This window comes from Leptospira licerasiae serovar Varillal str. VAR 010, assembly GCF_000244755.1.
Taxonomy (GTDB): Bacteria; Spirochaetota; Leptospiria; order Leptospirales; family Leptospiraceae; genus Leptospira_B; species Leptospira_B licerasiae.
The window spans coordinates 1032850-1054470 of sequence record NZ_AHOO02000005.1 but is presented as its reverse complement, the minus strand read 5'-3'; the positions used below and the strand labels follow the sequence as shown (position 1 = coordinate 1054470).

21 protein-coding genes and 2 tRNA genes are annotated in these 21621 nt (G+C 42.6%); 10 read left to right on the top strand and 13 right to left on the bottom strand.

Annotation, left to right across the window (positions count from 1 at the left end):
• Nucleotides 1-2: 2 nt before the first annotated feature.
• Nucleotides 3-79, top strand: a tRNA-Arg gene (locus LEP1GSC185_RS05370).
• 7 nt (nt 80-86) lie between these two features.
• Nucleotides 87-950 carry a peptide chain release factor N(5)-glutamine methyltransferase gene (gene prmC, locus LEP1GSC185_RS05365; protein WP_008594839.1) on the top strand — a complete coding sequence of 288 codons (864 nt, stop codon included), beginning with the start codon at nt 87-89 and terminating at the stop codon, nt 948-950.
• An 89-nt stretch (nt 951-1039) separates the two neighbouring features.
• Here the strand turns inward: prmC and LEP1GSC185_RS05360 are convergent, their stop codons facing one another.
• The 9 genes from LEP1GSC185_RS05360 to rpsT form a co-directional block, all read right to left on the bottom strand.
• Nucleotides 1040-1831, bottom strand: a complete 792-nt coding sequence (locus LEP1GSC185_RS05360; RefSeq protein ID WP_008595908.1) for an SH3 domain-containing protein — start codon at nt 1829-1831, stop codon at nt 1040-1042.
• Between the two features lie 136 nt (nt 1832-1967).
• Nucleotides 1968-2312 (bottom strand): P-II family nitrogen regulator, encoded by a 345-nt coding sequence (locus LEP1GSC185_RS05355; RefSeq protein WP_008595143.1) that lies wholly within the window; start codon nt 2310-2312, stop codon nt 1968-1970.
• Nucleotides 2313-2347: 35 nt separating this feature from the next.
• Nucleotides 2348-3649: an ammonium transporter gene (locus tag LEP1GSC185_RS05350; protein WP_008593827.1), complete on the bottom strand. Its 1302-nt coding sequence runs from the start codon at nt 3647-3649 to the stop codon at nt 2348-2350.
• 307 nt (nt 3650-3956) lie between these two features.
• The gene (locus tag LEP1GSC185_RS05345) at nt 3957-5564 is read right to left on the bottom strand and encodes a carboxyl transferase domain-containing protein (RefSeq protein WP_008595247.1); all 1608 of its coding nucleotides are present in this window, start codon (nt 5562-5564) and stop codon (nt 3957-3959) included.
• A gap of 18 nt (nt 5565-5582) precedes the next feature.
• On the bottom strand, nt 5583-6626 hold the full coding sequence (locus LEP1GSC185_RS05340) for a GlmU family protein (RefSeq protein ID WP_008593927.1): 1044 nt from the start codon (nt 6624-6626) through the stop codon (nt 5583-5585).
• 5 nt (nt 6627-6631) lie between these two features.
• Nucleotides 6632-8464, bottom strand: coding sequence for a glutamine--fructose-6-phosphate transaminase (isomerizing) (glmS, locus tag LEP1GSC185_RS05335; RefSeq protein ID WP_008594984.1), 1833 nt, complete (start codon nt 8462-8464; stop codon nt 6632-6634).
• Nucleotides 8465-8467: 3 nt separating this feature from the next.
• Nucleotides 8468-9859 carry a phosphoglucosamine mutase gene (glmM, locus tag LEP1GSC185_RS05330; RefSeq protein WP_008595839.1) on the bottom strand — a complete coding sequence of 464 codons (1392 nt, stop codon included), beginning with the start codon at nt 9857-9859 and terminating at the stop codon, nt 8468-8470.
• A 37-nt stretch (nt 9860-9896) separates the two neighbouring features.
• A tRNA-Val gene (locus LEP1GSC185_RS05325) sits at nt 9897-9969 on the bottom strand.
• 16 nt (nt 9970-9985) lie between these two features.
• A complete protein-coding gene (rpsT, locus tag LEP1GSC185_RS05320; protein ID WP_008594460.1) occupies nt 9986-10255 on the bottom strand; it encodes a 30S ribosomal protein S20 in 270 nt (89 codons plus the stop codon).
• Between the two features lie 478 nt (nt 10256-10733).
• On the opposite strand from rpsT, the gene LEP1GSC185_RS05310 reads away from it, so the two are divergent.
• Genes LEP1GSC185_RS05310 through LEP1GSC185_RS05300 form a run of 3 tightly spaced genes read left to right on the top strand, consistent with a single transcriptional unit; the run spans nt 10734 to nt 13347 of the window.
• Entirely contained in the window at nt 10734-11849 is a 1116-nt protein-coding gene (locus tag LEP1GSC185_RS05310; RefSeq protein ID WP_008595286.1) for an LIC_10450 family protein, read from the top strand.
• 11 nt (nt 11850-11860) lie between these two features.
• A complete protein-coding gene (locus LEP1GSC185_RS05305; RefSeq protein WP_008594185.1) occupies nt 11861-12655 on the top strand; it encodes a hypothetical protein in 795 nt (264 codons plus the stop codon).
• Nucleotides 12652-13347, top strand: a complete 696-nt coding sequence (locus tag LEP1GSC185_RS05300) for a glycosyltransferase family 2 protein (RefSeq protein ID WP_008594140.1) — start codon at nt 12652-12654, stop codon at nt 13345-13347. Before LEP1GSC185_RS05305 ends, LEP1GSC185_RS05300 begins: the two co-directional genes overlap by 4 nt.
• Here the strand turns inward: LEP1GSC185_RS05300 and LEP1GSC185_RS05295 are convergent.
• Complete coding sequence (locus LEP1GSC185_RS05295) at nt 13336-14925, bottom strand: LA_3751/LA_3752 family putative glycosyltransferase (RefSeq protein WP_008595648.1); 1590 nt, start codon at nt 14923-14925, stop codon at nt 13336-13338. The genes LEP1GSC185_RS05300 and LEP1GSC185_RS05295 overlap by 12 nt on opposite strands.
• Before the next feature lie 170 nt (nt 14926-15095).
• Here LEP1GSC185_RS05295 and LEP1GSC185_RS05290 point away from each other — a divergent pair, with 170 nt between their 5' ends.
• Together LEP1GSC185_RS05290 and bufA2 are read left to right on the top strand one after the other, a co-directional pair.
• Nucleotides 15096-15683, top strand: a complete 588-nt coding sequence (locus LEP1GSC185_RS05290; protein WP_008594674.1) for a YceI family protein — start codon at nt 15096-15098, stop codon at nt 15681-15683.
• Between the two features lie 172 nt (nt 15684-15855).
• Entirely contained in the window at nt 15856-16113 is a 258-nt protein-coding gene (gene bufA2 / locus LEP1GSC185_RS05285) for a BufA2 family periplasmic bufferin-type metallophore (protein ID WP_010513772.1), read from the top strand.
• On the opposite strand, the gene LEP1GSC185_RS05280 is transcribed toward bufA2, so the two are convergent.
• Together LEP1GSC185_RS05280 and bufB are read right to left on the bottom strand one after the other, a co-directional pair.
• Entirely contained in the window at nt 16103-16858 is a 756-nt protein-coding gene (locus LEP1GSC185_RS05280) for an HvfC/BufC N-terminal domain-containing protein (RefSeq protein ID WP_008594965.1), read from the bottom strand. The genes bufA2 and LEP1GSC185_RS05280 overlap by 11 nt on opposite strands.
• Nucleotides 16855-17667 carry an MNIO family bufferin maturase gene (bufB, locus tag LEP1GSC185_RS05275; protein WP_008595299.1) on the bottom strand — a complete coding sequence of 271 codons (813 nt, stop codon included), beginning with the start codon at nt 17665-17667 and terminating at the stop codon, nt 16855-16857. The genes LEP1GSC185_RS05280 and bufB overlap by 4 nt, the downstream gene beginning before the upstream one ends.
• Before the next feature lie 46 nt (nt 17668-17713).
• Between bufB and LEP1GSC185_RS05270 the strand changes: the two genes are divergently transcribed.
• Nucleotides 17714-18172 (top strand): YHS domain-containing (seleno)protein, encoded by a 459-nt coding sequence (locus tag LEP1GSC185_RS05270; RefSeq protein ID WP_008593934.1) that lies wholly within the window; start codon nt 17714-17716, stop codon nt 18170-18172.
• On the opposite strand, the gene LEP1GSC185_RS05265 is transcribed toward LEP1GSC185_RS05270, so the two are convergent.
• Entirely contained in the window at nt 18173-19084 is a 912-nt protein-coding gene (locus LEP1GSC185_RS05265) for a DnaJ domain-containing protein (protein WP_008594108.1), read from the bottom strand.
• Nucleotides 19085-19189: 105 nt separating this feature from the next.
• Between LEP1GSC185_RS05265 and LEP1GSC185_RS05260 the strand changes: the two genes are divergently transcribed.
• The gene (locus LEP1GSC185_RS05260) at nt 19190-21058 is read left to right on the top strand and encodes a carbon starvation CstA family protein (protein WP_008595722.1); all 1869 of its coding nucleotides are present in this window, start codon (nt 19190-19192) and stop codon (nt 21056-21058) included.
• Nucleotides 21055-21606: an NUDIX hydrolase gene (locus LEP1GSC185_RS05255; protein ID WP_008594608.1), complete on the top strand. Its 552-nt coding sequence runs from the start codon at nt 21055-21057 to the stop codon at nt 21604-21606. Before LEP1GSC185_RS05260 ends, LEP1GSC185_RS05255 begins: the two co-directional genes overlap by 4 nt.
• Nucleotides 21607-21621: the final 15 nt, after the last annotated feature.

The following is a 21621-nucleotide window of genomic DNA, read 5'->3' as shown; positions in this document are numbered from 1 at the left end:
AAGGTCCCGTAGCTCAGGTGGACAGAGCAGAAGTTTCCTAAACTTTTGGTCGGAGGTTCGAATCCTCTCGGGGCCACCATCAAATCATGGCAGATTCCCAAGACAACGTTCTGAACCTACTCAAGAAATCGGAAGAATTCTTAAAAAAGAAAAACATACCTTCCGCTAGATTGGACGCGGAGATATTACTCGCAGACCTACTCAAGATCCAAAGAGTCAAACTCTATATCGATTTTGAAAGACCGCTTTCTTTATCCGAAAAAGACGATTACAGAGAAAGGATCGTCCAAAGATCCAAATTTAGACCTACCGCATATATCATAGGAAAAAAGGCATTCTTCGATTCGGAATTCCATGTAAACGAATCGGTACTTATCCCAAGACCGGAGACGGAAGAATTGGTCGCTTGGGTATTAGAAGAATATCCCGACAAAGAAAACAGTTTAGAAGTTCTGGACCTTTGCTCGGGAAGCGGTTGTATCGGGATTAGCCTTGCCAAAGCCAGAAAAGAATGGAATGTATCGTTTTCGGATGCTTCCGAATCTGCCTTGGAGATCAATAGAAAGAATATTCAAGAAATCTTAAATACGGAAAAAAATTTCGAAGTATATCACGGGGATCTGCTCTCCCCAATTCCGAGCGAAACTAAATTCGATCTGATAGTTTCCAATCCGCCATATATTCCTGAGGCTGATAAAGCGACTATCATGCCGGACGTAGTAGAATATGAACCTCATCTTGCATTATTCGTCTCCGATTTCCAAGAGTTTCATACAAAGATCCTAACGGAAGCGAAGGCTAAACTAAAACCGCAAGGTAGATTGTATTTGGAAACCCACCCTCGCTATTCCGGCTGGTTAAAAGATACCGCACTTTCTCTAGGATACTCCGAAGCGGATCTAAAAAAAGATCTTTCGGGTAGAGATAGTTTCGTCAGATTAAAGTTATAGGATTATTTTTCAGGGGTCATTTGGATCTCCCGGTTTTACCTGCTTCCTGCGAGAGATTGAGCGGCCTCTTCCGGACGGGATCGGGACCTTTACTCCGAAATTGCTTTCAGCTGATTCCCTGGATCAAAGATCGTACATTCTATCCCTTTCGTTCTCAAAACCGGCTGAAGGAAAGATTCATCTTCGCTTAGAGTCCAAGCTTTGCGGACTTTGAGCCTATCTAATGCCAATTCGTAATGGTTTCCCATCGTCACACCAGTCTTGTGCATTTGTATTTTTAAGATCGCAAGTATGATCTCTTTTCCATCCAACCCGGGAGTAAAACATTGGGCAGTGACTCTATTTAATATCTCTTCGTCTTTTTGAGGAATGTCCAAAGTGATCGCATGCAATATTCTCCATTCGGTTAAATTTTCCGAGATCTGATTCTTTCTTTCTAAAAACGCGAAGATATGCTTTGGATCTGCTTGGTAAATATTTAGATAGAGATTCTCATTTATGATATGAGTGCGGATCAATTTTAAGGATTGGATAGGATTATGATATACTAGTCCAGTATAGGAATTGGATCCCGGAGGTAAAAAATCCGGATGTTTAAAGCTTAAATATCCTCCGAAAACCCACCCTTCTCCTTCTTCACTTTTGATCTTATACCAATAATTTTCGAACCCATCTATATGAGCTAATCTTTGGTCCTTTTCTACGATTTTTACTTCTCCCTTATAAGGAACTGTTCCCATCTTTTCGGAAGAAAGTTTTGGAGCGGAACGTATCCTAAGACCGGCTCCATTATTTACATATGCGGATTGGTAATTTGAAAAACATCCTAACAAGAATGTCGTATAAAGTGCTACAGAGAAGTATTTTAGAAATCTAATCATAAGACGCACGGATTAGATATACTCTTTTAGGATCGGATCGTCTAACAAAAAACAGGCGATATTTGCCCTGTACATAAAAATGGGGTCGGTAAATCCACCGACCCCGAAGCTAGTTTCGACTCGTATTGGGGAAGAATTAAATCGCCGAGCTTCCTCTTTCTCCGGTGCGAATCCGGATCACGTCTTCCAAAGGAAGGATCAAAATTTTTCCGTCTCCGATCTTTCCGTCACCGGTTTTGGCAGCTTTCAAGATAGCGTCAACGGTAGGCTTTACGAACTCGTCGTTTACCGCGATCTCCAATCTTACTTTTCTAAGAAGGTTTACTTGGTATTCATGTCCACGGAATACTTCAGTCTTACCTTTTTGCTGCCCGTAGCCTTGCACGTCGCTTACGGTAAGTCTATAAATTTCATTTTTAGTAAGCTCCGCTTTAACCTCTTCCAGTTTATGGGGCTGGATAATTGCTACGATTAATTTCATATGCTCTCCTTTACTTAATGTATAAATCCAAAAGGTTATATAATATAACCTTTTTCTCCGTGAATCTCGGAATCGAGTCCAGCAATCTCTTTCTCTTCGGAAATCCTAAATCCGATCGTCTTCTCGATGATAAACACTAAGATCAAGGATACTACGATAGAGTAAGCACCGGTTGCTACAACGCTGATGATCTGAACGATAATCTGGTCTCCGCGAGTGACTCCTTCAGGAATGTAATTCGCAAGCGCAAATACACCTGTAAGGATAGCACCTATAGCTCCACCAACGCCGTGGATTCCGAAAGCGTCCAAAGAGTCGTCGTATCCAAGTTTACCTTTCAGAAGGATCGCACCGTAACAGATCGGAGAAACTAATGCTCCCATGATCAATGCGCCTGTAGCGTCGACAAAACCTGCAGCAGGAGTGATCACAACCAGACCGGCAACGATTCCGGAAGCTGCTCCAAGAGCGGTAGCTTTTTTAGTATGAAGATATTCGATCAGTAACCAAACTGCACCCGCAGTTGCCGGAGCTACCAGAGTTACAACGAAAGCTCTTGCAGCCTGACCGTTTGTAGCGAGACCGGAACCTGCGTTAAATCCGAACCATCCGAACCAAAGGAATCCCGCACCGATAAGAGTGTAGGTCAAATTGTTCGGAGCGATAAGGGCAGGGCCTTCTCCTTTACGTTTTCCTAATACGATTGCCGCAGCCAAACCTGCGATACCGGAGATCAAGTGAACTACTGTTCCACCTGCGAAATCCAGAGCGGTCTTTTTGAAAAGCCAACCGTTAGCTGACCAAACCCAGTGTGCGACTGGATCGTAAACCAAAGTAGACCATGCCAGAATGAATACGATATAACCGGAAAGTTTCACTCTTTCTGCGATCGCACCGGAAATCAGGGCCGGAGTGATAAGCGCAAACATTCCTTGGAAAAGGAAGTGAATGTATTTCGGGATGGTTCCTTCCAATGTTTCGTCGGTAATCCCATTCAACAATAGAAGTTGAAAATCGCCGAAAAACGGACTATCACCGGAAAATGCTAAGCTGTATCCGAATACTGTCCACTGGATAGTTAAGACAAGAATCGCAACAAAGCTGTGCATCATTGTTGAAAGAACGTTCTTAGATCTTACGATACCGCCGTAGAACAGCGCGAGTCCTGGGATCATAAAGAACACGAAAGTGGAAGCCACGATCATCCATGCGGTATCCCCTTTATCTAAAGTAGGAGCAGCAGGAGCGGCTTCTGGTGCTGGTGTAGCGTCTTGACCCCAGATCAGTACTGGAGCGATTAAGATCAAGAGCGCGATAAGTTTTTGGGCAATTTTCATTTTCTCAAATCTCATCTCGAAAATATGTTTATTCCAAATAATGCAAGAAGAGTACCTGAATTAAAAATTAATCTAAAAAAAGATTAAAAAAGCAGAATAGGAATCTGAAAGGGTTTATATGAGGTTTTCTCTAGAAAGCCGGACCTAAATTTCTAACGGAGGCAGATTTTTTCCTAGTTTTAGGAGATAACTTCCCGGCCGAGTCTAGCAGTTTGCGTACTTATTAGGCAGATTTTTGGGATCTGCCGGAAAAATAAATTTTAAAAGTGAAAACCTATACTTAGGTACCAATCTTTCGGAAGAAAAATCACATCCGGAAGATCGCGTAAGAAGGCTCTATACCTTTAGGGGAAAGATCGGAATACAATGCCAAACCTAAAGCTTCCCTCGTACGGGCAGGATCCAAGACACCATCGTCCCAAAGTCTTGCAGTAGAATAGATACAAGAAGAACGATTATCATAATCTTCTAATATAGGTCTTTTGAACTCTGCCTGTTCCGCATCGGAGAGAGATCTTCCTTCCTTCTCCAATTGTTCCTGTTTTACTGTGAGAAGAACATTTGCAGCCTGTTCACCTCCCATCACGGAAATTCGAGCGTTTGGCCACATCCATAAGAATCTAGGTCCGAATGCCCGGCCGCACATTCCGTAATTTCCCGCTCCGTAGGAGCCGCCGATCACCACAGTGTATTTTGGAACAACGGAAGTGGAGACTGCGTTTACCATTTTGGCGCCGTCTTTCGCGATCCCAGAGTTTTCATACTTCTTCCCTACCATAAAACCTGTGATGTTTTGTAGGAAGAGTAAAGGGATCTCCCTTTGGTTACAAAGCTGGATGAAATGAGCTGCCTTCAAAGAACTTTCGGAGAATAAAACTCCGTTGTTTGCAATGATACCTACTGTCTTTCCGTATATATTCGCAAAGCCGGTAACAATGGTAGTTCCATAATATTTTTTGAATTCTTGGAATCTGGATCCGTCCACTACCCTTGCGATCACTTCTCTTACATCGTACGGTTTGCGGATATCTTTCTGGATGATCCCATAAATTTCTTCTGCGGGATAAAGAGGTTCTTCGTAATAGATCTGGTCTTCTAACTTCTTCGCCCTTGCTCCTAGGCTAGAGACGATATGCCTAGCGATCTCCAATGCATGTGGATCATTCTCCGCATAATGATCGGTCACTCCTGAGATCCTACAGTGAACGTCAGCCCCACCCAATTCTTCCGGAGTGACAATTTCTCCAGTTGCCGCTTTTACAAGAGGAGGCCCTCCTAAAAAGATGGTCCCGTTTCCTTTTACGATCACAGATTCGTCGGACATCGCAGGGATATAAGCGCCGCCCGCAGTGCAACTTCCCATTACGACAGAGATCTGAGGGATCCCTACTCTGGAAAGATTTGCCTGGTTATAAAAGATCCTACCGAAATGCCATTTATCAGGGAATACATCGTCCTGCATCGGAAGAAATGCCCCGCCGGAATCCACCAAATATACACAAGGAAGACGATTCTCTAACGCGATCTCTTGAGCACGGATATGTTTTTTGACAGTGAGAGGATAATAGGTGCCGCCCTTTACTGTGGCATCGTTTGCAACGATCACACAAGGAGTTCCGGAAATTTTTCCGATTCCGGTTACGATACCTGCAGAAGGAACATCGTCCGCGTAAACCTTCTCCCCGGCCAAAGCGGAGAATTCCAAGAAAGGAGTATTCGGATCGATCAATCCTTGGATCCTTTCTCTTGCAGTGAGCTTTCCTCTGCTCTTATGTTTCTGGATGGATTTTTCTCCTCCGCCTTGTCCGGCTTTTTGGAGAAGTTTACGTAAATCCGCGACCTTCTCTGAAAGGTCTTTAAAATTCTCTTTATATTCAGGGGAAGACGTACTAATACGCGATTCCAAAACTTCCATGGAGCCTCCGGTCCTTTTTTATTTCCGGACCTTGGTTTCGTATAAAATTCTAATAAGTTCCGATTCGGAATGAGAAAGCTCTCTGTTCCTTCTTGCCATGATCTTGCGGGAGTCCCGTAGGAATAGATCCAAGATATATGGTTGTCCGTCCGCCCATAAAAAAGGAGGAATATATCCGCTTGCTCTAGAAGAGACCACATTACATCCGAAGTCTATCACTGTCCCGGTATTCAACATCACTCCGATCCCTATCTTGGAAAAATCCCCGATGATAGAACCGAATTTGATGGAACCTGTAGTGATCTCCGTATGCTCTTCTCTGATCTTGACCACACCGTAGTTATTCTTAAGATCGGAGGTGGTGGATAATGCACCCAGGTTGACCCAGCTTCCCACAACGGAATGTCCCAAAAATCCTTCGTGATGTTTATTCGTAAAATCTAATATAATGCTATCGCCTACTTCTCCGCCTATCCTGCAGACGTTCCCTATAGAAGTGTTCCCTGTGATGCGTGCATTGTCCACATGAGTGCCTTGGCCTATGTACAACGGACCTTCTAAAAAGCTAAAAGAAGTTACTTTTACGTCCTTGTCTATGATCACAGGTCCTGAAGTTACGTCTATGACCACACCCGGATAAATTTTAGCGGAAGGATGAATATGAACGTGTTTGGACTTTCCTACTACTTGGAAATCCCCGGACTTTACCTTGAGCTTACGAGCCCATTTACGTAGGTCCTTATGATTTTCCAAATCCAGGACAATGTTCTTTCCTACAGACTCTAAGGATTTCCACGGCAGAAATTCCTCGGGACGAATGATCAAGTCCACGTCTTTGTCGTCGTATTCCGATATTTTAGGATTTCTTTCGAAGAATGTTTTTTGAAAGGCTGAATTAGAGTTTGAGTAGAGTATCTTTGCGTCAGGATATTGCTCTCTTAAACGTTGGAGAGGGGTCAAAACCCCGTCTCGAATCTCCGAGAAAGATCGAATCCTGGTCAAGGCTCCCAAACCAGGAGGAGTTTCCCTCTCGTCGATCCAAATTCTCTGAATTCTGCCCACGCTCACTACTCCACTGTGACGGACTTCGCTAGGTTTCTAGGTTGGTCCGGAGGACAACCCCTAGCCACGGCAGAATAATAGGCCAGAAGTTGGAGAGGAAGAACATTCAGGATCGGACTTAAAATTTCCGGACAGTCCGGAACTTCAAAACAGTAGTCCGAAAGCTCTTTTGCCTCCCTATCCCCTTCCGTTACGATAGAGATAATAATACCGTTTCGGGCTTTGATTTCCTGAATATTGGAAAGCATTTTGCTATAAATTTCTGATTTGGTCGCGATACATACAACCGGCACTTCGTTCGTAATCAGCGCAATCGGTCCGTGTTTGAATTCCCCACCCGCATAACCGGAAGCATGGATATAAGAGACCTCTTTTAATTTTAAAGCACCTTCTAAGGCTACCGGATGGTTGTAAGTCCTACCTAAGAATACAAAGTCTTTGGTCTTAGTAAAATCCGCGGCCCAAGTTTCCAGTATATGAGCCTGAGCTAAGATCCTTTCCATTTTACCCGGAAGAAGTCGGATCTCTTCCAAGAGGGTTTTCAATTCTTCGTCGGAAACGATCCATTTCAAACGAGCCACATATAATGAAAAAAGAAGAAGGTTGATTACCTGCGCGGTAAATGCTTTTGTACTCGCGACACCTATCTCAGGTCCAGCATCCGTTCTGATGAATGAATCCGATTCTCTTGCGATCGTAGAGTTCACATTATTCACCAAAGAAAGTACTTTGATGAACTTTGCTTTTGCTTCCAAGAGAGAGGCAAGAGTATCCGCAGTTTCTCCGGACTGAGAAATCCCCACGATCAGAGTATCGCCTTCGACTACAGGATTTCTATAACGAAACTCGGAAGAAGTTTCAGTATCTGTTTGGATCTTTGCGAAATTCTCCAAATAATGTTTTCCGAGCATTCCTGCATAATAACTGGTCCCTGCAGCTTGGATAATGATCCGATTTACTTTGGACATCATCTCTCTGGAGATTGTACTCTCAGGAAATTCTATCTCTCCACTTTCGCTGATACGGGATTGGATGATCCTACGGAAGATCCCCGGTTGCTCATGGATCTCCTTGATCATAAAATGAGGATAACCGCCCTTGTCCACGTCCTCAAACTTGATATCTTGGGTCTTAAATTCGAATTCTTTTTCGGAGCCGTCGAATCCGAAGATCTTACATTCAGTTTTTGTAAAGTATCCCCATTCTTTGGAGTTGATATAATAAACTTCTCTACAATTCCTAGTAAGAGGAGAAATATCTGAAGCTAGATAATATTCTTCCTTACCTTTTCCTAATAGTAAAGGCGCTCCGTCTTGTGCGAAATACACACGATCCGGCTCGTTGTCGAACACGGCTGCAATTGCCCATTTGCCATGAACTCTATTAAATAATTCTAAAAAGGCTTCTCTGTTGGATAATCCTCTTTTTCTGCTCTCAGCCAAAAGATTGGGAATGACTTCGGTATCCGTCATACTATGGAATACGAAACCTTTTTGTTTGAGCTCTTGTCTGAGTTCCGAGTAATTTTCTATGATCCCGTTATGAACTACTGCAACGGTAGATTTGGAATCTGTATGAGGGTGAGCGTTGATCTGATTCGGTTCGCCATGAGTGGCCCAGCGAGTATGGCCGATCCCGACATTACCTCGGATCGGATGTTCCTTTAGGTAATTTTCCAGATCCTTAATTTTGCCTTTTTGTTTACGGACTTGGATCTCTCCCTTGTCCAGGACCGCGATACCGGCCGAATCGTATCCACGATACTCCAAACCGATGAGCCCTACTATGAGTACGGATTCTACGTTCTTATCGCCAGCGTATCCTACGATTCCACACATATATTATGAATTCTCCATGATCTTTCCGGCTTTATTTAAAAGGGATTCCAGATCCTTTTTGGTTCTGGCCTCTCCAATCAACCGGAGGATCGGCTCGGTATTCGAAGGTCGAATATGTATCCAAGAGTCCTGGTTTGCTAAACGTAAACCGTCTCTCGAATCTTCTTTATATTCGGAGAAGGCGCTGCGAAACTTAGAATAAATCTGCTCCGTCTTCTGCCCTGCGATCTTATAGGCGATCTTGCGCATATGGACCGCAGGAAGACTACCTATCACAGTTTCAGCATCTTCCCCCTTTAGGGCAAGCAGATTCAGTATATGAGCCACCCCGGAAAGAGAGTCTCTTCCGAAAGAAGGGATCGCCGGATCGATGACTCCTCCGTTCCCTTCTCCACCAAAAACAGACTTACGGTGTATCATTTCTGCCACAACGTTCGCTTCTCCCACCTTAGATCGATAAGTCGGAATTCCAACGGAATCTGCGACCCAATCGTTCACAAAACTTGTGGAGAGGTTCACGGTGATCGATGCCTTCTTAGGAATCGAATTATAAGCAAGGTAGGACATAAAGCTAAGCGGAAGAGTTAATTCTTCCGAGATAGCTCCCTTTTTAGGAGATAAAACTACAAGTCTATCCGCGTCAGGGTCCAAAGCGAAACCTATATCTGCTTTGGATTTTTTGATCAGACGAGAAGATTGTTTAAGCGCCTCAGGTGTAGGCTCTGGCGGACGAGGAAACGTTCCATCAGGAGTACAATGTTGCAAAATTACCTTACAACCCAAGCGCCTTAACAATTCGGGTAAAACGAAACTTCCACCGCCGTTAACAGCGTCCAAAAATACGGTAAACTTTTTACGTTTGATGGCGGAAACATCCACTCGGGCCAAAACTGAGTCGATATGTGCTTGGATCCTGTCGGTCCCATCTTCTACATCGGTATTCGGTTTGAATTGGAAAGGTTTGTAGTCCTCTTTTCGGACAAGATCCAAGAGACCTTCCAAATCCTGCGCATTGGTAAAAAATCCGCCAGGTCCTATAAATTTAAATGCATTCCAGATCACCGGGTTATGAGAAGCAGAGATCATGATCCCGCCGGCAGCTCCAGACTGAGCCACAACTGCCTTGACAGTTGGAGTTGGAACAATCCCCAAACGGATCACATTTTTGCCCATTGCGAGCATGATCCCGATCGCGATATTTTCTATATAAGCGCCGCTCGGACGAGAATCTCTTCCGATAACGACTGAATTTCCTTTGAGTCTGGACCCAAAGGCCATAAGTGAATGGAAAATGACGTCAGGGCTTAATCCGGTGGGAATGATTCCCCGGATTCCGGATACAGAAACCATCAAATCCGGGTGTTGGAAGACAGGTTTTTGATGATTTAGAGCCATGATTCCGGGGAATGTTTTATGAATTGGGATGAGAACATGGGCGATGACAGGATCGAACTGCCGACATCCTCCTTGTAAGGGAGGCGCTCTCCCAGCTGAGCTAATCGCCCGTTATTATTACGGTTATTATGCGGTTGCAGCCTGATTGATACGCAATGCCATCCGACTCTTTTTGCGGTCAGCATTTCTAGAGTGGATCAGGTTGGTTTTCGCAGCTTTGTCCAGAAGAGAAGAATATTGACTGAACAAAGATTTTAAGGAGTCTTTCTCTCCGTCTTGGAGCGCTTTTAGGATCTTTTTAGCTTGGGTCCTAAGGCGATTCCTGTTTTGAGAATTCGCCGCATTTCTGCGTTTCGTTCTACGGATATCTTTTTCTGAAGATTTAATATTCGCCAAGGATCTCTACTTCCTATTAAAGGGATTAAACCCAGATTTTCGTACCCAGGCAGCCTGTCAACGAGCTTTTACGTCTTTTGTTCGAATGAAGGGCGACTCGCTTCGCTTTGCTCGCGTCGCGCTCTACGCTCCAATCCGCTTCGCGGGATTTCCGCTACGATCGCTGTCGCATAAAGATCCGCCCAAGTCTCGGCGATTAAGCAGAAGAACCGTTCTTTTCTGTCGGCATCGACTTCGAATTTGAAGATTGCGTTATTTGTTCTTAAATAATGACTAGAGCAATCTCCATGTTGGAGTTCCAACAATTGGCATTAAACCGGACTTCTACCTTAAACGAGGTATATCTGAAATAAATTTACTAAACTAAGATTATGAAGAATTTTTTGCTTTGCTTAGAAGGATTTTACTCCTATTTTTTGTAATCCGAAAGATTGGAAATTAATTGTTCGTCCTATTAGGATATCCAAGGACGCATCGCATGATATCTAGACAAGCACAAGACTATATCATTGTGAACTCGATCGACGAGATCGATCCTAATAAACTTTCTTTGGCTCAATTAGGGACCAAATATTTGGACAGGAACGGGAACCGTTATGCGGTTCGTTTCAACAAAGAGAGCAGAAAAGCGGAAATCATTCGGATCACTCTTCAAAAAGCTTCCGAAGCGGAAGCGAATAAACCTAAATTAGGCAGAGTAAATCCTAAGGCTACATCCAATCCTTTAGATCTACAGAAATTATCCAATCTTCTTAAAAGTACCAAACATCCTAGTGCTGAGTGGGTGGAGCATCTGGCTGAAAAAACAAAACATAGTAAGCCGAGCTCCGCAAATTCCGAAAAACCTGCTTTTGCAGCTAACGCTCAAAAAGAATTAGACATCGCTCCTTCCGAAGGTCCGGATCTATCTGCCAGAATGAATTCTGTCCAAAACGATATATTCGATCTTTCCAAAGTTGACCTGAATATTTCCGATGCAGGAATTGCGACTAATGCCGGAAAAGAAGATGCTCCGGTTTTTATAGAAAATATAGAAGCAGGCTCCAACAGAGAAACGAAATATATAGAAGATAGCGTTCAACAATTCCAGAAGATAAAGGATAGGATCGAATCCGTATTAAACAATATTCGAAATTCTAAAATTTTCGAGGCGACCGGAGATCCTTCCGAGAACAAGAACATAGTAGGGAATTTGGGGAGAGAATTCGATATAGAATTCTTCCAAAAGTTAGATAAGATATTGAACTATCACAAAGAGCTGACTTCTTATCCTAGATCCGTCACCTATTATGTGGCAAAATACGAGTCTCATCGTAAACAGGCATTACAGTCCAAAACTTCCGATATGGAAAAATTAAAACTAGTGATCCGCTGGGAAATGCAGGAACTTCTCTTGGATCTGGCAAGAAAGCTCAAAAAAATGGTCTTGAATGCCTTAAACGTACTGAATACTAAAAACGAAAACCATCTGAAACAAGTGGCCTATAACCAACAGCAGATGTATAAGGACGCCAGAAGTGCATTATTATATTGCTCGGAAGATATAGGAGCCCTACTTATCTCCTTGCAAAAATGGGCCGATAGCGAAGGATAGAAACCTTTTGCATGGCACTTAGCGATCAAGAGATAAAAACAATCGTAGAAAAACTCCGAACCGAATACCGGGAAGGGGCAAAACAAAGTCCTAAAATTTTCGACGCCAAAGGTTTCGAGGATCGTTACATCCAAACCCTGAAACATAGGGGAAATCTGGACAATTTCCTGAAAGACGAAGTGGACTTTCTGGAAAAGATCAAAACTAAACACAAAGAACTTACGGAAAGAAGGAACGCCTCCAAGGGAGAAACGATCAATCGTATCCTGGACGAACAAGAAGAGAAACTTTCCAAATACCAAAGGGTGGATTTCCACCCATTAGCCAGACCGGAAATGAGATATTTTTACGGTGCAATGACTTCCTTCGCGGAAACCGACCTTCCGGTCCTAGTTCATATATTTAGAGGAACTCCTGAATATTCCGCCTTCCAAGATAGTATCTCCATGATCGAAAGGGTAGGAGTCACTAAGAGAGGGATGCCTTCTCTTCGTATTTCAGAGCATATAAAGGCTTTATTAGATGCGAACGGAAATCAATCTGCAATGGAAAGGGACTCCCAGAACATTCTGAAAGAAGTATGCATAGCACTCGCTGCTCTCCGAAAGACAGCGCTGGAATGTGTGGAGAAAAACAGGGTCAGCGACAGAATGACCGTACAAGTCAACGATAGAGACTATCCGAAAGCTTCGGAAGCGTATAAGAATTTACTTTTCGGCATCGCATTGGAAAAAATAATCGTTAAAGCCGAAAATATCATCCGGGATTTCCGGATGAGCGACTTAGTCGGTCTGGACGCTAAATGAAACTTTCCATCGTAATTCCCTGTTATAACGAAAAACATACCATCAAAAATATTCTAGAAACCGTAAAAAAGGTCCCTTACAAGGATAAGGAGATCATACTTGTGGACGATTTTTCCACGGACGGAACGAGGGAGCTCCTAAAGACAGCTCCTTTTAAGAAGTTGGTGGACCAACTCGTATTCCACGAAAAAAACCAGGGAAAAGGTGCAGCGCTCCGTACGGGATTCAAGGCCGCCAAAGGTGATATAGTCATAGTACAAGACGCAGATCTGGAATATGATCCGTTCGAAATTCCGGATGTGATCGATCCGATCTACAAGGGAAAAGCGGATGTAGTTTTCGGAAGCAGATTTATGGGAGGAAGAGCTCACAGAGTCGTATACTACTGGCATAGACTCGGAAATCTATTCTTGACCACTCTTTCCAATATGTTCACGAACATTAATCTGACCGATATGGAAACCTGCTATAAAGCATTCCGTAGAGAAGTGATCCAAGGGATCGATATTAAAGAGAATCGTTTCGGATTCGAACCTGAGATTACTGCAAAGATCTCCAAAATTCCGGACATTCGGATTTTTGAAGTAGGGATCTCCTATTACGGACGCACTTACGCAGAAGGCAAAAAGATAGGTTGGAAAGACGGATTTAGAGCCATCTATTGTATCCTAAGATACAATCTATTTTCTTAATATTCCATTTTGTTCTTTGGGAATTTCGTATTCTCGATATTCCCAAAGACCTTTCGTTTTCACTTCTTTCTCTTTCCAAGCATGACTGAATAATTCCATCCAAACGGGACGTATCTCCGCCTCTGCGAGTACTTTCATGCGATATTTGTGCATCAAGACATTATTGGACTCGGGAAGTTTTGCGGCATATTCCACCACAGCGTCTGAATAAGAGATAAATCCTACTTTTTCGCCCGGATGTTTTTTAGAAAGGAAAGAGACGATATGATCCATTCCTTGCCCGGAAGTTTCATTATGAATACATAATACTCTTTTTTGGAAATAAGAAGGCCCTATAGATCCACAAAGTACATCGTCCAGGAACAATAAACTAGTAGCCTGGGAATCCACATAAATGGAGCGGATAGCTCGGATCTCCTTGGAACTTCTTTGGTAATTCACAAAACCTGCAAGGGTCATTCCGAAAGAATAAAATAGTAAAATGGAAAACGCTAAATTTTTACCCGATCTTCCTAGTTTCCATTCGGAAACCTCGGTAATATCTTTCAAAACTAAAACAAATGGGATCAATGCAAGTCCTACATATCTTGGTCCCCAATTGGAAACCCCGTCGTTCGGGGCTAAAAAAGCGATCAATATGACAAACACATAAGCGCTGATCCCTAAATGGAAAAATGACGCTTGGATCTTTCCTTCTTTGGACCTTTTTACGAAAAAATAAAGAAGAGGAAGAAGTATAGGCAAATAGACCAAAAGCCCAGGCATAGAATAAGTCCCGATCAGGATCGTAAAAGCCCTGGAAAGAACCGTGCCTTGGTCTTCTCCTGTATTAAAATTTTGGAAATATCTAGGTCCGATCGGATGCTGGTAATCCAAAGTATGGAATAAGAATAAAAGGAGTACAACTAAGGAAAAAGATACAGAGAACCAAAAAGATTTTTTCCACCAATCTTTCCCGAAAGCAATCCAACCTGCGGTCCAGAAGACTACAAAGAAGATCAGAACTTCTAGCCTTAACCAAACACCAAGTCCTAGAGCGATTCCCCCGATCAGTTTATTCGAAATCTTATCTTCCGTTTTATAAAAGAAAGTGAGTCCGATTAATTCTAAAAGAAGAAGAGGAGGATGTTCCGAAAGTTCGGGGCCCATCAAAAAGATATAAGTCCCGAAAAAAGTGAATACCAGCCAGAACCAGGAGAGATCCCAGAACCTTCTCAAAATAAAAGCAGAGATCAGATTGAATATTCCCATCAAAATGGAAACGATCGGGACCCATCCGAAAACTAAAAAAGGTGCGATCAGAAGAGTGAGAAAGATCGGATATTGACCGATCATTCTGTCGCCTATCTGGAAAACCATTGGGGCCTTCCAAAGAAAATAACTGTATTTAGGATCCAGATCCAAAGAGGGATAGATCAGATTTTCGGTGCTGAAACCGGATTGGAACATGGAATAAGCTTGGTGGTATTTCAAAAACTGATCCGAAAAAAGCGCCTCCCATGGTTTTAGTAAAATTAGGATCCCAAAATAAAATACGCTAAATAGAAAGAATCCTTTTGAAATTCCGGTTATCTTCATGATCGAAGGCAAGCATCCCCCACCCCCTAATTTATGAAACGAATTCTTGCCGGTACAAACACCACCTTTCTAGTTTTTCGAAATAAATTTTGTATTTTTACTTGTAATTCCAATAATTACACCGGGAGATCAGTCTAAAACCCAAACATTCTCAAAGGAGAAAATCACTCGTGAAAACGAAACTTTATCTAGTCCCTAGCCTTCTGGTGCTTTTAACTTTCGGCGGTCTTCAAGCAGGAAATTTCAAATTAGATAACGCTCATACCGGCGTTGGCTTCAAGATCAAACACCTTACCATTTCCAACGTATCCGGAAGTTTTAAAGACTTCAGCGGAAAATTCGCTTACGACGAAGCTACCGGTACCCTTACCGACCTAGACGTAACCATTAAAGCGGCCTCCATTCACACTAACGATGAAAAAAGAGACGGACACTTGAAGGGAAAAGATTTTTTCAACGTAGACGATCATCCTTCTCTTACTTTCAAAGCTAAAAAAGCGACCGTTAAAAAAGGCGGAGTTTCTAAAGTCCAAGGAGAATTGACTATCAAAGGAGTGACTAAACCGGTTACTTTAGAAGTTAAATTTTCCGGCTCTGCGAAAGACCCGTGGGGAAACACTCACCTAGGTTTCGAAGCGGAAACTAAGATCAAAAGAGCTGATTTTGATATCGCTTGGAACAAACCTTTGGAAAAAGGCGGACTTTTGATCGGAGAAGAAGTTTCTATCCGTATCGAAGGCGAAGCGCTTCCAGAATAATTTTTTTATACGATCGGGACTTTCGGAAGAAGGTCCCGACATTCCTAAACTTTTTCCCGCCCTTCCCTTTCTTCTTTTTTTTTACGTAACCTTCTTCCATTCTTATCGAATTGAAAACGGATCGAATGATTTGGATCCGATCTCTATTAAATCGTTTGGAGAATCTGAAAGTATGAACGATCTGACTAAAAGTATGATCATAGGAGCCGCTCTTACCGGCTTATTTACCACCGGAGTAATGGCGGAAAAGAAGGAAGCAAAACCCGAAGAACCGAAAGGAGAATGTTACGGGATCAATTCTTGTAAAGGTACTGGTGACTGCGGTGGAAAAGGCCATAGCTGTGCCGGAAAAAATTCCTGCAAAGGAGAAGGTTGGATCTCTCTTACTAAGAAAGAATGTGATTCCAAGAAAGGCACATTCAAGAGCTAACCTGGACGACCAAACCGTTTCTGGTCATCCCCGAGAGGAATTCGGAAATAGATCCGAGTCCTTTCGGGGGATTTCCCGAAATCTCTAAAGATGCTAAGATACTTTTTCCTTCGTACAAACTTTTACCGAAGGACCAATCCCATTCTCCAATCTCCGAGACAAATAAATCAGATCCTTTTTTTCCAAGGACCAAATATTGTTTTCGTTTTTCTAAAAATCGGGGAAGATCGTTCGGATCTTCCGTTTTCCAGAGATCATAAACCGGATAAGAATATTCTAAAAACAGAACGGAAGAATGAAAAGTAACCTTTAGATCTTCCGCTTCTCTTTGAAGTAAGCCGTTTTGCGGGGCGGCCCCATCATTTTTACCAAGGTGGAATATTTTAAAAACATGAAGTTCGAAATTTGCAATTTCCGCTAATACCGGATGTTCCGGAAAATTCTCTTTCAAGAAGTTTGGAAAATTCTCTCCATAATTAGATATATTATAAGAATATGATGCATTCTTTTGAATAAAACTCTTTGCCGTTCCAAAAAAGTCCTCGTCCCCTAAAATTTTCCAGACTGTTTCGTATTTTTCTCCCAATGCTTCCGTAAATCTAGCGCTATAAGCGTTTTGATAAACGGAAATTGCGGATCTAATATCCAATTTTCCACCAGGAAGTATTTGGTCCGTCAATAGCGGATCTTCTTCTTTTCCTAATAAGACGCTCGAAAAAAGTTCTCTGAATTCTTCCGGGTTCATATAGTTAGGGACCCTATAATCGATTTTGCTTTCAGGGCTTCTTCTTCCATTTCAGGAAAACTGGGAATGTCCTCGTCCCATTCCAATAGTATCGGAATCCCTCGGATCTTATCTGCGAACAAAGAGAATAGATCCCAAACTTCTTTGGCGACCGGCCTGGAATGAGTGTCGAATAGGAATTCTCCAGTATCGGTGTGGCCGGCAAGATGGATCTGCCCCACATTCTCCCAAGGAATTGAACTTAAATATTCGGATGCGGAAAATCCATGGTTTATCGAATTTACATATATATTATTTATATCTAATAGAATCCCGCATCCGCTTCTTTTGGAAAGTTCCGATATAAATTCCCATTCCGGCATTTCGCTCTGTGGGAAGCTCAAATAGGTGGAGACATTCTCCAATAAGATCTTTCTTCCTAAAATTTCTTGGACTTGTTCGGCTCTATCTATAGCAAATTGTAGAAATTCTTTTGTGAATGGAAAAGGCAAAAGATCGTGCAGATAATTTCCGGATTGTTCCGTCCAGCAAAGATGATCAGAGACCAAGAACGGATCAATCAATCGGATAAGATCTTTCCATCTTTGTAGATAATTTTTATCCGGGAAATTCCCACCAAGAATAGATAAGGAAACTCCGTGCAGCGCGATCGGAAAATTTTTGCGGACGGACTCCAACATCTCCAAAGGGCGACCTTGTGTATCCATATAATTTTCGGTGATTGCTTCGAACCAAGAAATTCTGACAGGTTCACCTTTTCTTAAATAAGGATAATGTTCTTTTCTAAGCCCTACTCCAATGGAAGACATATATTCTCCGATGTAACCTATTTCGATTCCATCCGAAGAAGGATACATGAACAAGTCGTATTTTTTACCGATCGTATTTTTACTTCTGTGGAATTGCTCGGGTAGACAACTCGCGGATCCTGTTTTCAAACAGGACGGAAAAACAGCCATTCACGGTTACGATCCGGTTTCCTATTTTACCGAATCCAAACCTAAAGAAGGAAATCCTAAATTCAGTTATCGTTGGAAAGGAGCTGACTGGAGATTCTCTTCCGAAAAAAATTTGGAATCTTTTAAGAAGTCTCCCGAACGCTTCGCTCCTCAATATGGAGGCTATTGTGCTTACGCAATGAGAGATGGAGAAACTTATGAAACGGATCCTAAAGCTTGGAAAATTGTCTCCGGAAAATTATATTTGAACTATAACGAAAAGGTCCACGGTTTTTGGGAAAGAGATGTTCCGGGAAATATTATAAAAGCGGATAACCAGTGGAAGGTATTGCCTATAAAGGAAACAAATCCTTAATTAGCGGTCTTTCATTACTAAAAAATTATAGGAAGCGATGATCCTTTGTGTCATCTCCAGACCGTCTTTGTTTACGTCCGGATGATATTTTTTGATCATCTCTTTGTATTTATTTTTTAATTCAGTTTTCGTATACTCTTCCGCGAGTCCTAAAAACTCGCGATGTTCTCGAGTCTCTGCATCTTCGTCCTCATAAAACGACTTAGAGGAGAATTTTTTGCGGAAGTTGGATTTTTTCTTTTTAGTCTTTTCTCTTTCTTCTTCTCTGAATCTTCCGAAAATTTCGTAATAAGCTCGGTCCCTATATTCCGAAGTGATTTGTCGGATCGGAAATAACTTTGTATTTAGGATCTGAAAGAAATGACTTCTTAAGAATACGTCCGCTCCGTAATCTCCAGAAAAACTTTTTTTGTCCAAGAACTCCGAAATCCCATTATCCACTAATCTTTGCAGATCGAATTTATCGTCGAAGTAGGAATCGAATGCGTCTTCGAATTTTTTGGTGGAGGAGATAAGTAAAAGTAGGAGTTCCTTGTCTAGATCGTGCCTTTCCAATTTTGAAAGAACTATCTCTTTCAAATAAGCCCGGAACTCGTCCAGATAAGCGTCGTCAAAATACACTCCGGCTTTGGCGAACTCGTAGGATAATCCTTCTATTTTTAGGACCTTCTCCAATAATAAAATGAGAAGATCCGCATTGTCCTGAGTGAATCCTTGGGACCCCTTAGAAGAGTATTCCCTTTCTCCTCTGAGAGCATATAGAAGTTTAAAATAGTCCTCTCGTCGGATCTCTAAAATTTCGATCAGTTTTTCGGAGGAAATGAACCACTCACAATCATTGCTCCCGGACTGTAATTCGAAGATTACGTCTTCTAAGGATGATTTGACCTGATCGAAACTGCGGGCGTTCAAAGTGAGAACCTATACTTAGACCCTCTGCCCGTAACCGAGTTTGTCCATTCATTTTCCCGAGAAAAAAGATTTGATCCAGGCCGCATAAAACGAGATTTTTCCCACATGTTACCCCTTCTCGCGGTTTTTGGTTGTTTCACTCTTTATTTTTTAGGTTATAAGTTTTACTCGGGATTTTTATCCAAGTCCATCTTCCAACTCAAAGATACCGTAGGTGATACTCCAGCTCATAAATTCAATGACGGCGTGGATTATCTTCCTACAAAACCAGCCGTTCTATTCGGACACCATTATGCGTCCATTGCGGGACTCGCTCCCATTTTAGGACCCGCGGTGGCAGTGATCTGGGGATGGCTGCCTGCGATGCTTTGGGTTGTATTCGGTGCAATTTTTATAGGCTGTGTCCATGACTTCGGAGCAATTGTAATTTCTGTTCGCAACCAAGGAAAATCGATCGGCCAAGTTGCTCAGGATCTTTTAGGACCGAGAGCTAGGAGTTTATTTCACGCGATCATTTTTTTCTTAGTAGCTCTGGCAATGGGTGTGTTCGTGATCGTTCTTGCAGAAATGTTTTCCGCAGATCCTAAGTTGAAGCAAGCTCCGATCGCTTCTCCTCCTAAAATTGAACAAATGCAAAACAGTCCTAGCGCTCCAAGCATAAAGGACCATGTCCACCCTTCCGAAGTTAGGGTGGAAACTCCTTCTTCTCCCATCAAACTCAGAAGTCATTTTCCGGAGGCCGTAATTCCTACCGCAGGGATCATGCTATTTGCGATCTTAGTGGGCTGGCTCCATTATAAAAAAGGAATGAAGCTTGGACCTCTTACATTCGCTTCAGTGGCTCTCACCTTGGTAGTAATGGTGCTTGGAATGAATGACTCCATTCTTTCTTGGACGGGCCTCAACGATATAGATAAGTCGCCGGGAGTTCCGATCTGGAAAATTATACTTCTCGCATATGCTTTTCTGGCTTCCGTAACTCCAGTCTGGCTACTTCTTCAAAGTAGGGATTATATCAATTCCTTCTTATTGTATTTGGGGATCATTGCTATCTATTTCGGTTTCGTAAAAGGAAGTATCCTCGGAGAATTTTCCTCTTTTAACGCGGAAGCGATCCGCACGGAAAAAGTGGACATGGATATTATTCCGTTCGTGTTTATCACGATCGCTTGCGGAGCAGTATCGGGTTTCCATGCATTGGTAAGTTCCGGGACTACCGCAAAACAATTGGATAGGGAAATCGACGCAAGAGTGATCGGATATGGCGGTATGATCGGCGAATCTCTGTTAGGTCTTACATCGGTTGTCGCATGCACGATTGGTTTTGCATCCGCAGGAGAATGGTCTTCCTTTTATAAGTCTTGGTCAGGGATCCAGGGTTTAGCGCCTTCCGTTGGAGCTTATATCTATGGGACAGGAAGATTTATCTCTCAATTAGGTTTTGACGAAGGTTTTGCGCAAGGTTTTATCGCACTTGTCGTTGTAAGCTTCGCTTTAACTTCCCTCGATTCCGCAACTAGACTATTAAGATATAATATAGAAGAGATTGCCGAAAGTTTCGGATCGGTAACGATCAAAAAAACTTTAGGGAATCGTTATGTTTCCAGCATCATCGCATGCATTGCGATCGGTTTTTTTGCGTTCTTGCAGATAGACCAAGGTGGCAAAAAAACCACGGCGGGGTTGGCACTTTGGAAGCTATTCGGCACCACAAATCAATTGTTAGCCGGCTTAGCTTTGCTTGTAATCACGATATATCTGTTGTATTCTAAGAAAAAGACATGGATCAGTTTTATACCTATGATATTCGTATTAGGAGCTACACTCTGGGCAATGGTCATCAACTTCTACGATTTCTTATTCTCCAAGTCGCCTAGCTATTTGCTTGCAACAGTCGGAGGAATTTTGATCTTTCTAACCGTTTGGTTACTACTAGAAGCGATCCTAGCTTGGAGAAGGTTTTCTAAAGCATGAAGTTTTGCAGCGTTTGCGGCTCCGAAGTAGTCCAAAAAGTCCCGGAAGGAGACAGTCTCGCAAGATATGTTTGCGAGAATTGTGGTACCATACATTACCAAAATCCGAAGGTAATCGTCGGCACCATTCCTATCTGGGAAGGAAAAATACTGCTCTGCAAACGTGCAATCGAACCCAGAAAAGGATACTGGACCTTACCCGCAGGATTTTTAGAGAACAGGGAAACTGTAGAAGAAGGCGCCGCGAGAGAAACCTCGGAGGAAGCAAATGCAAAGATAGATATTGTCCGCCTTCATTCAGTATATAGCATTCCTCATATCAGCCAAGTTTATATGTTCTTTCTTGCAAACTTGGTGGACGGACTATTTTCGGAAAGTCCCGAATCGGAAGAAGTAAAACTATTCTCTCCGGAAGAGATCCCTTGGGAAGAGATCGCATTTGCTTCGGTCACATTCGCATTAAAACGTTATACCGAAAGATCCGAGATAATCGATGCCGGAACTCATTTGGGTTCGATCCGCAACAGAAAACTAGAGGACAAAACATAAGTGCATTTTTTCTCG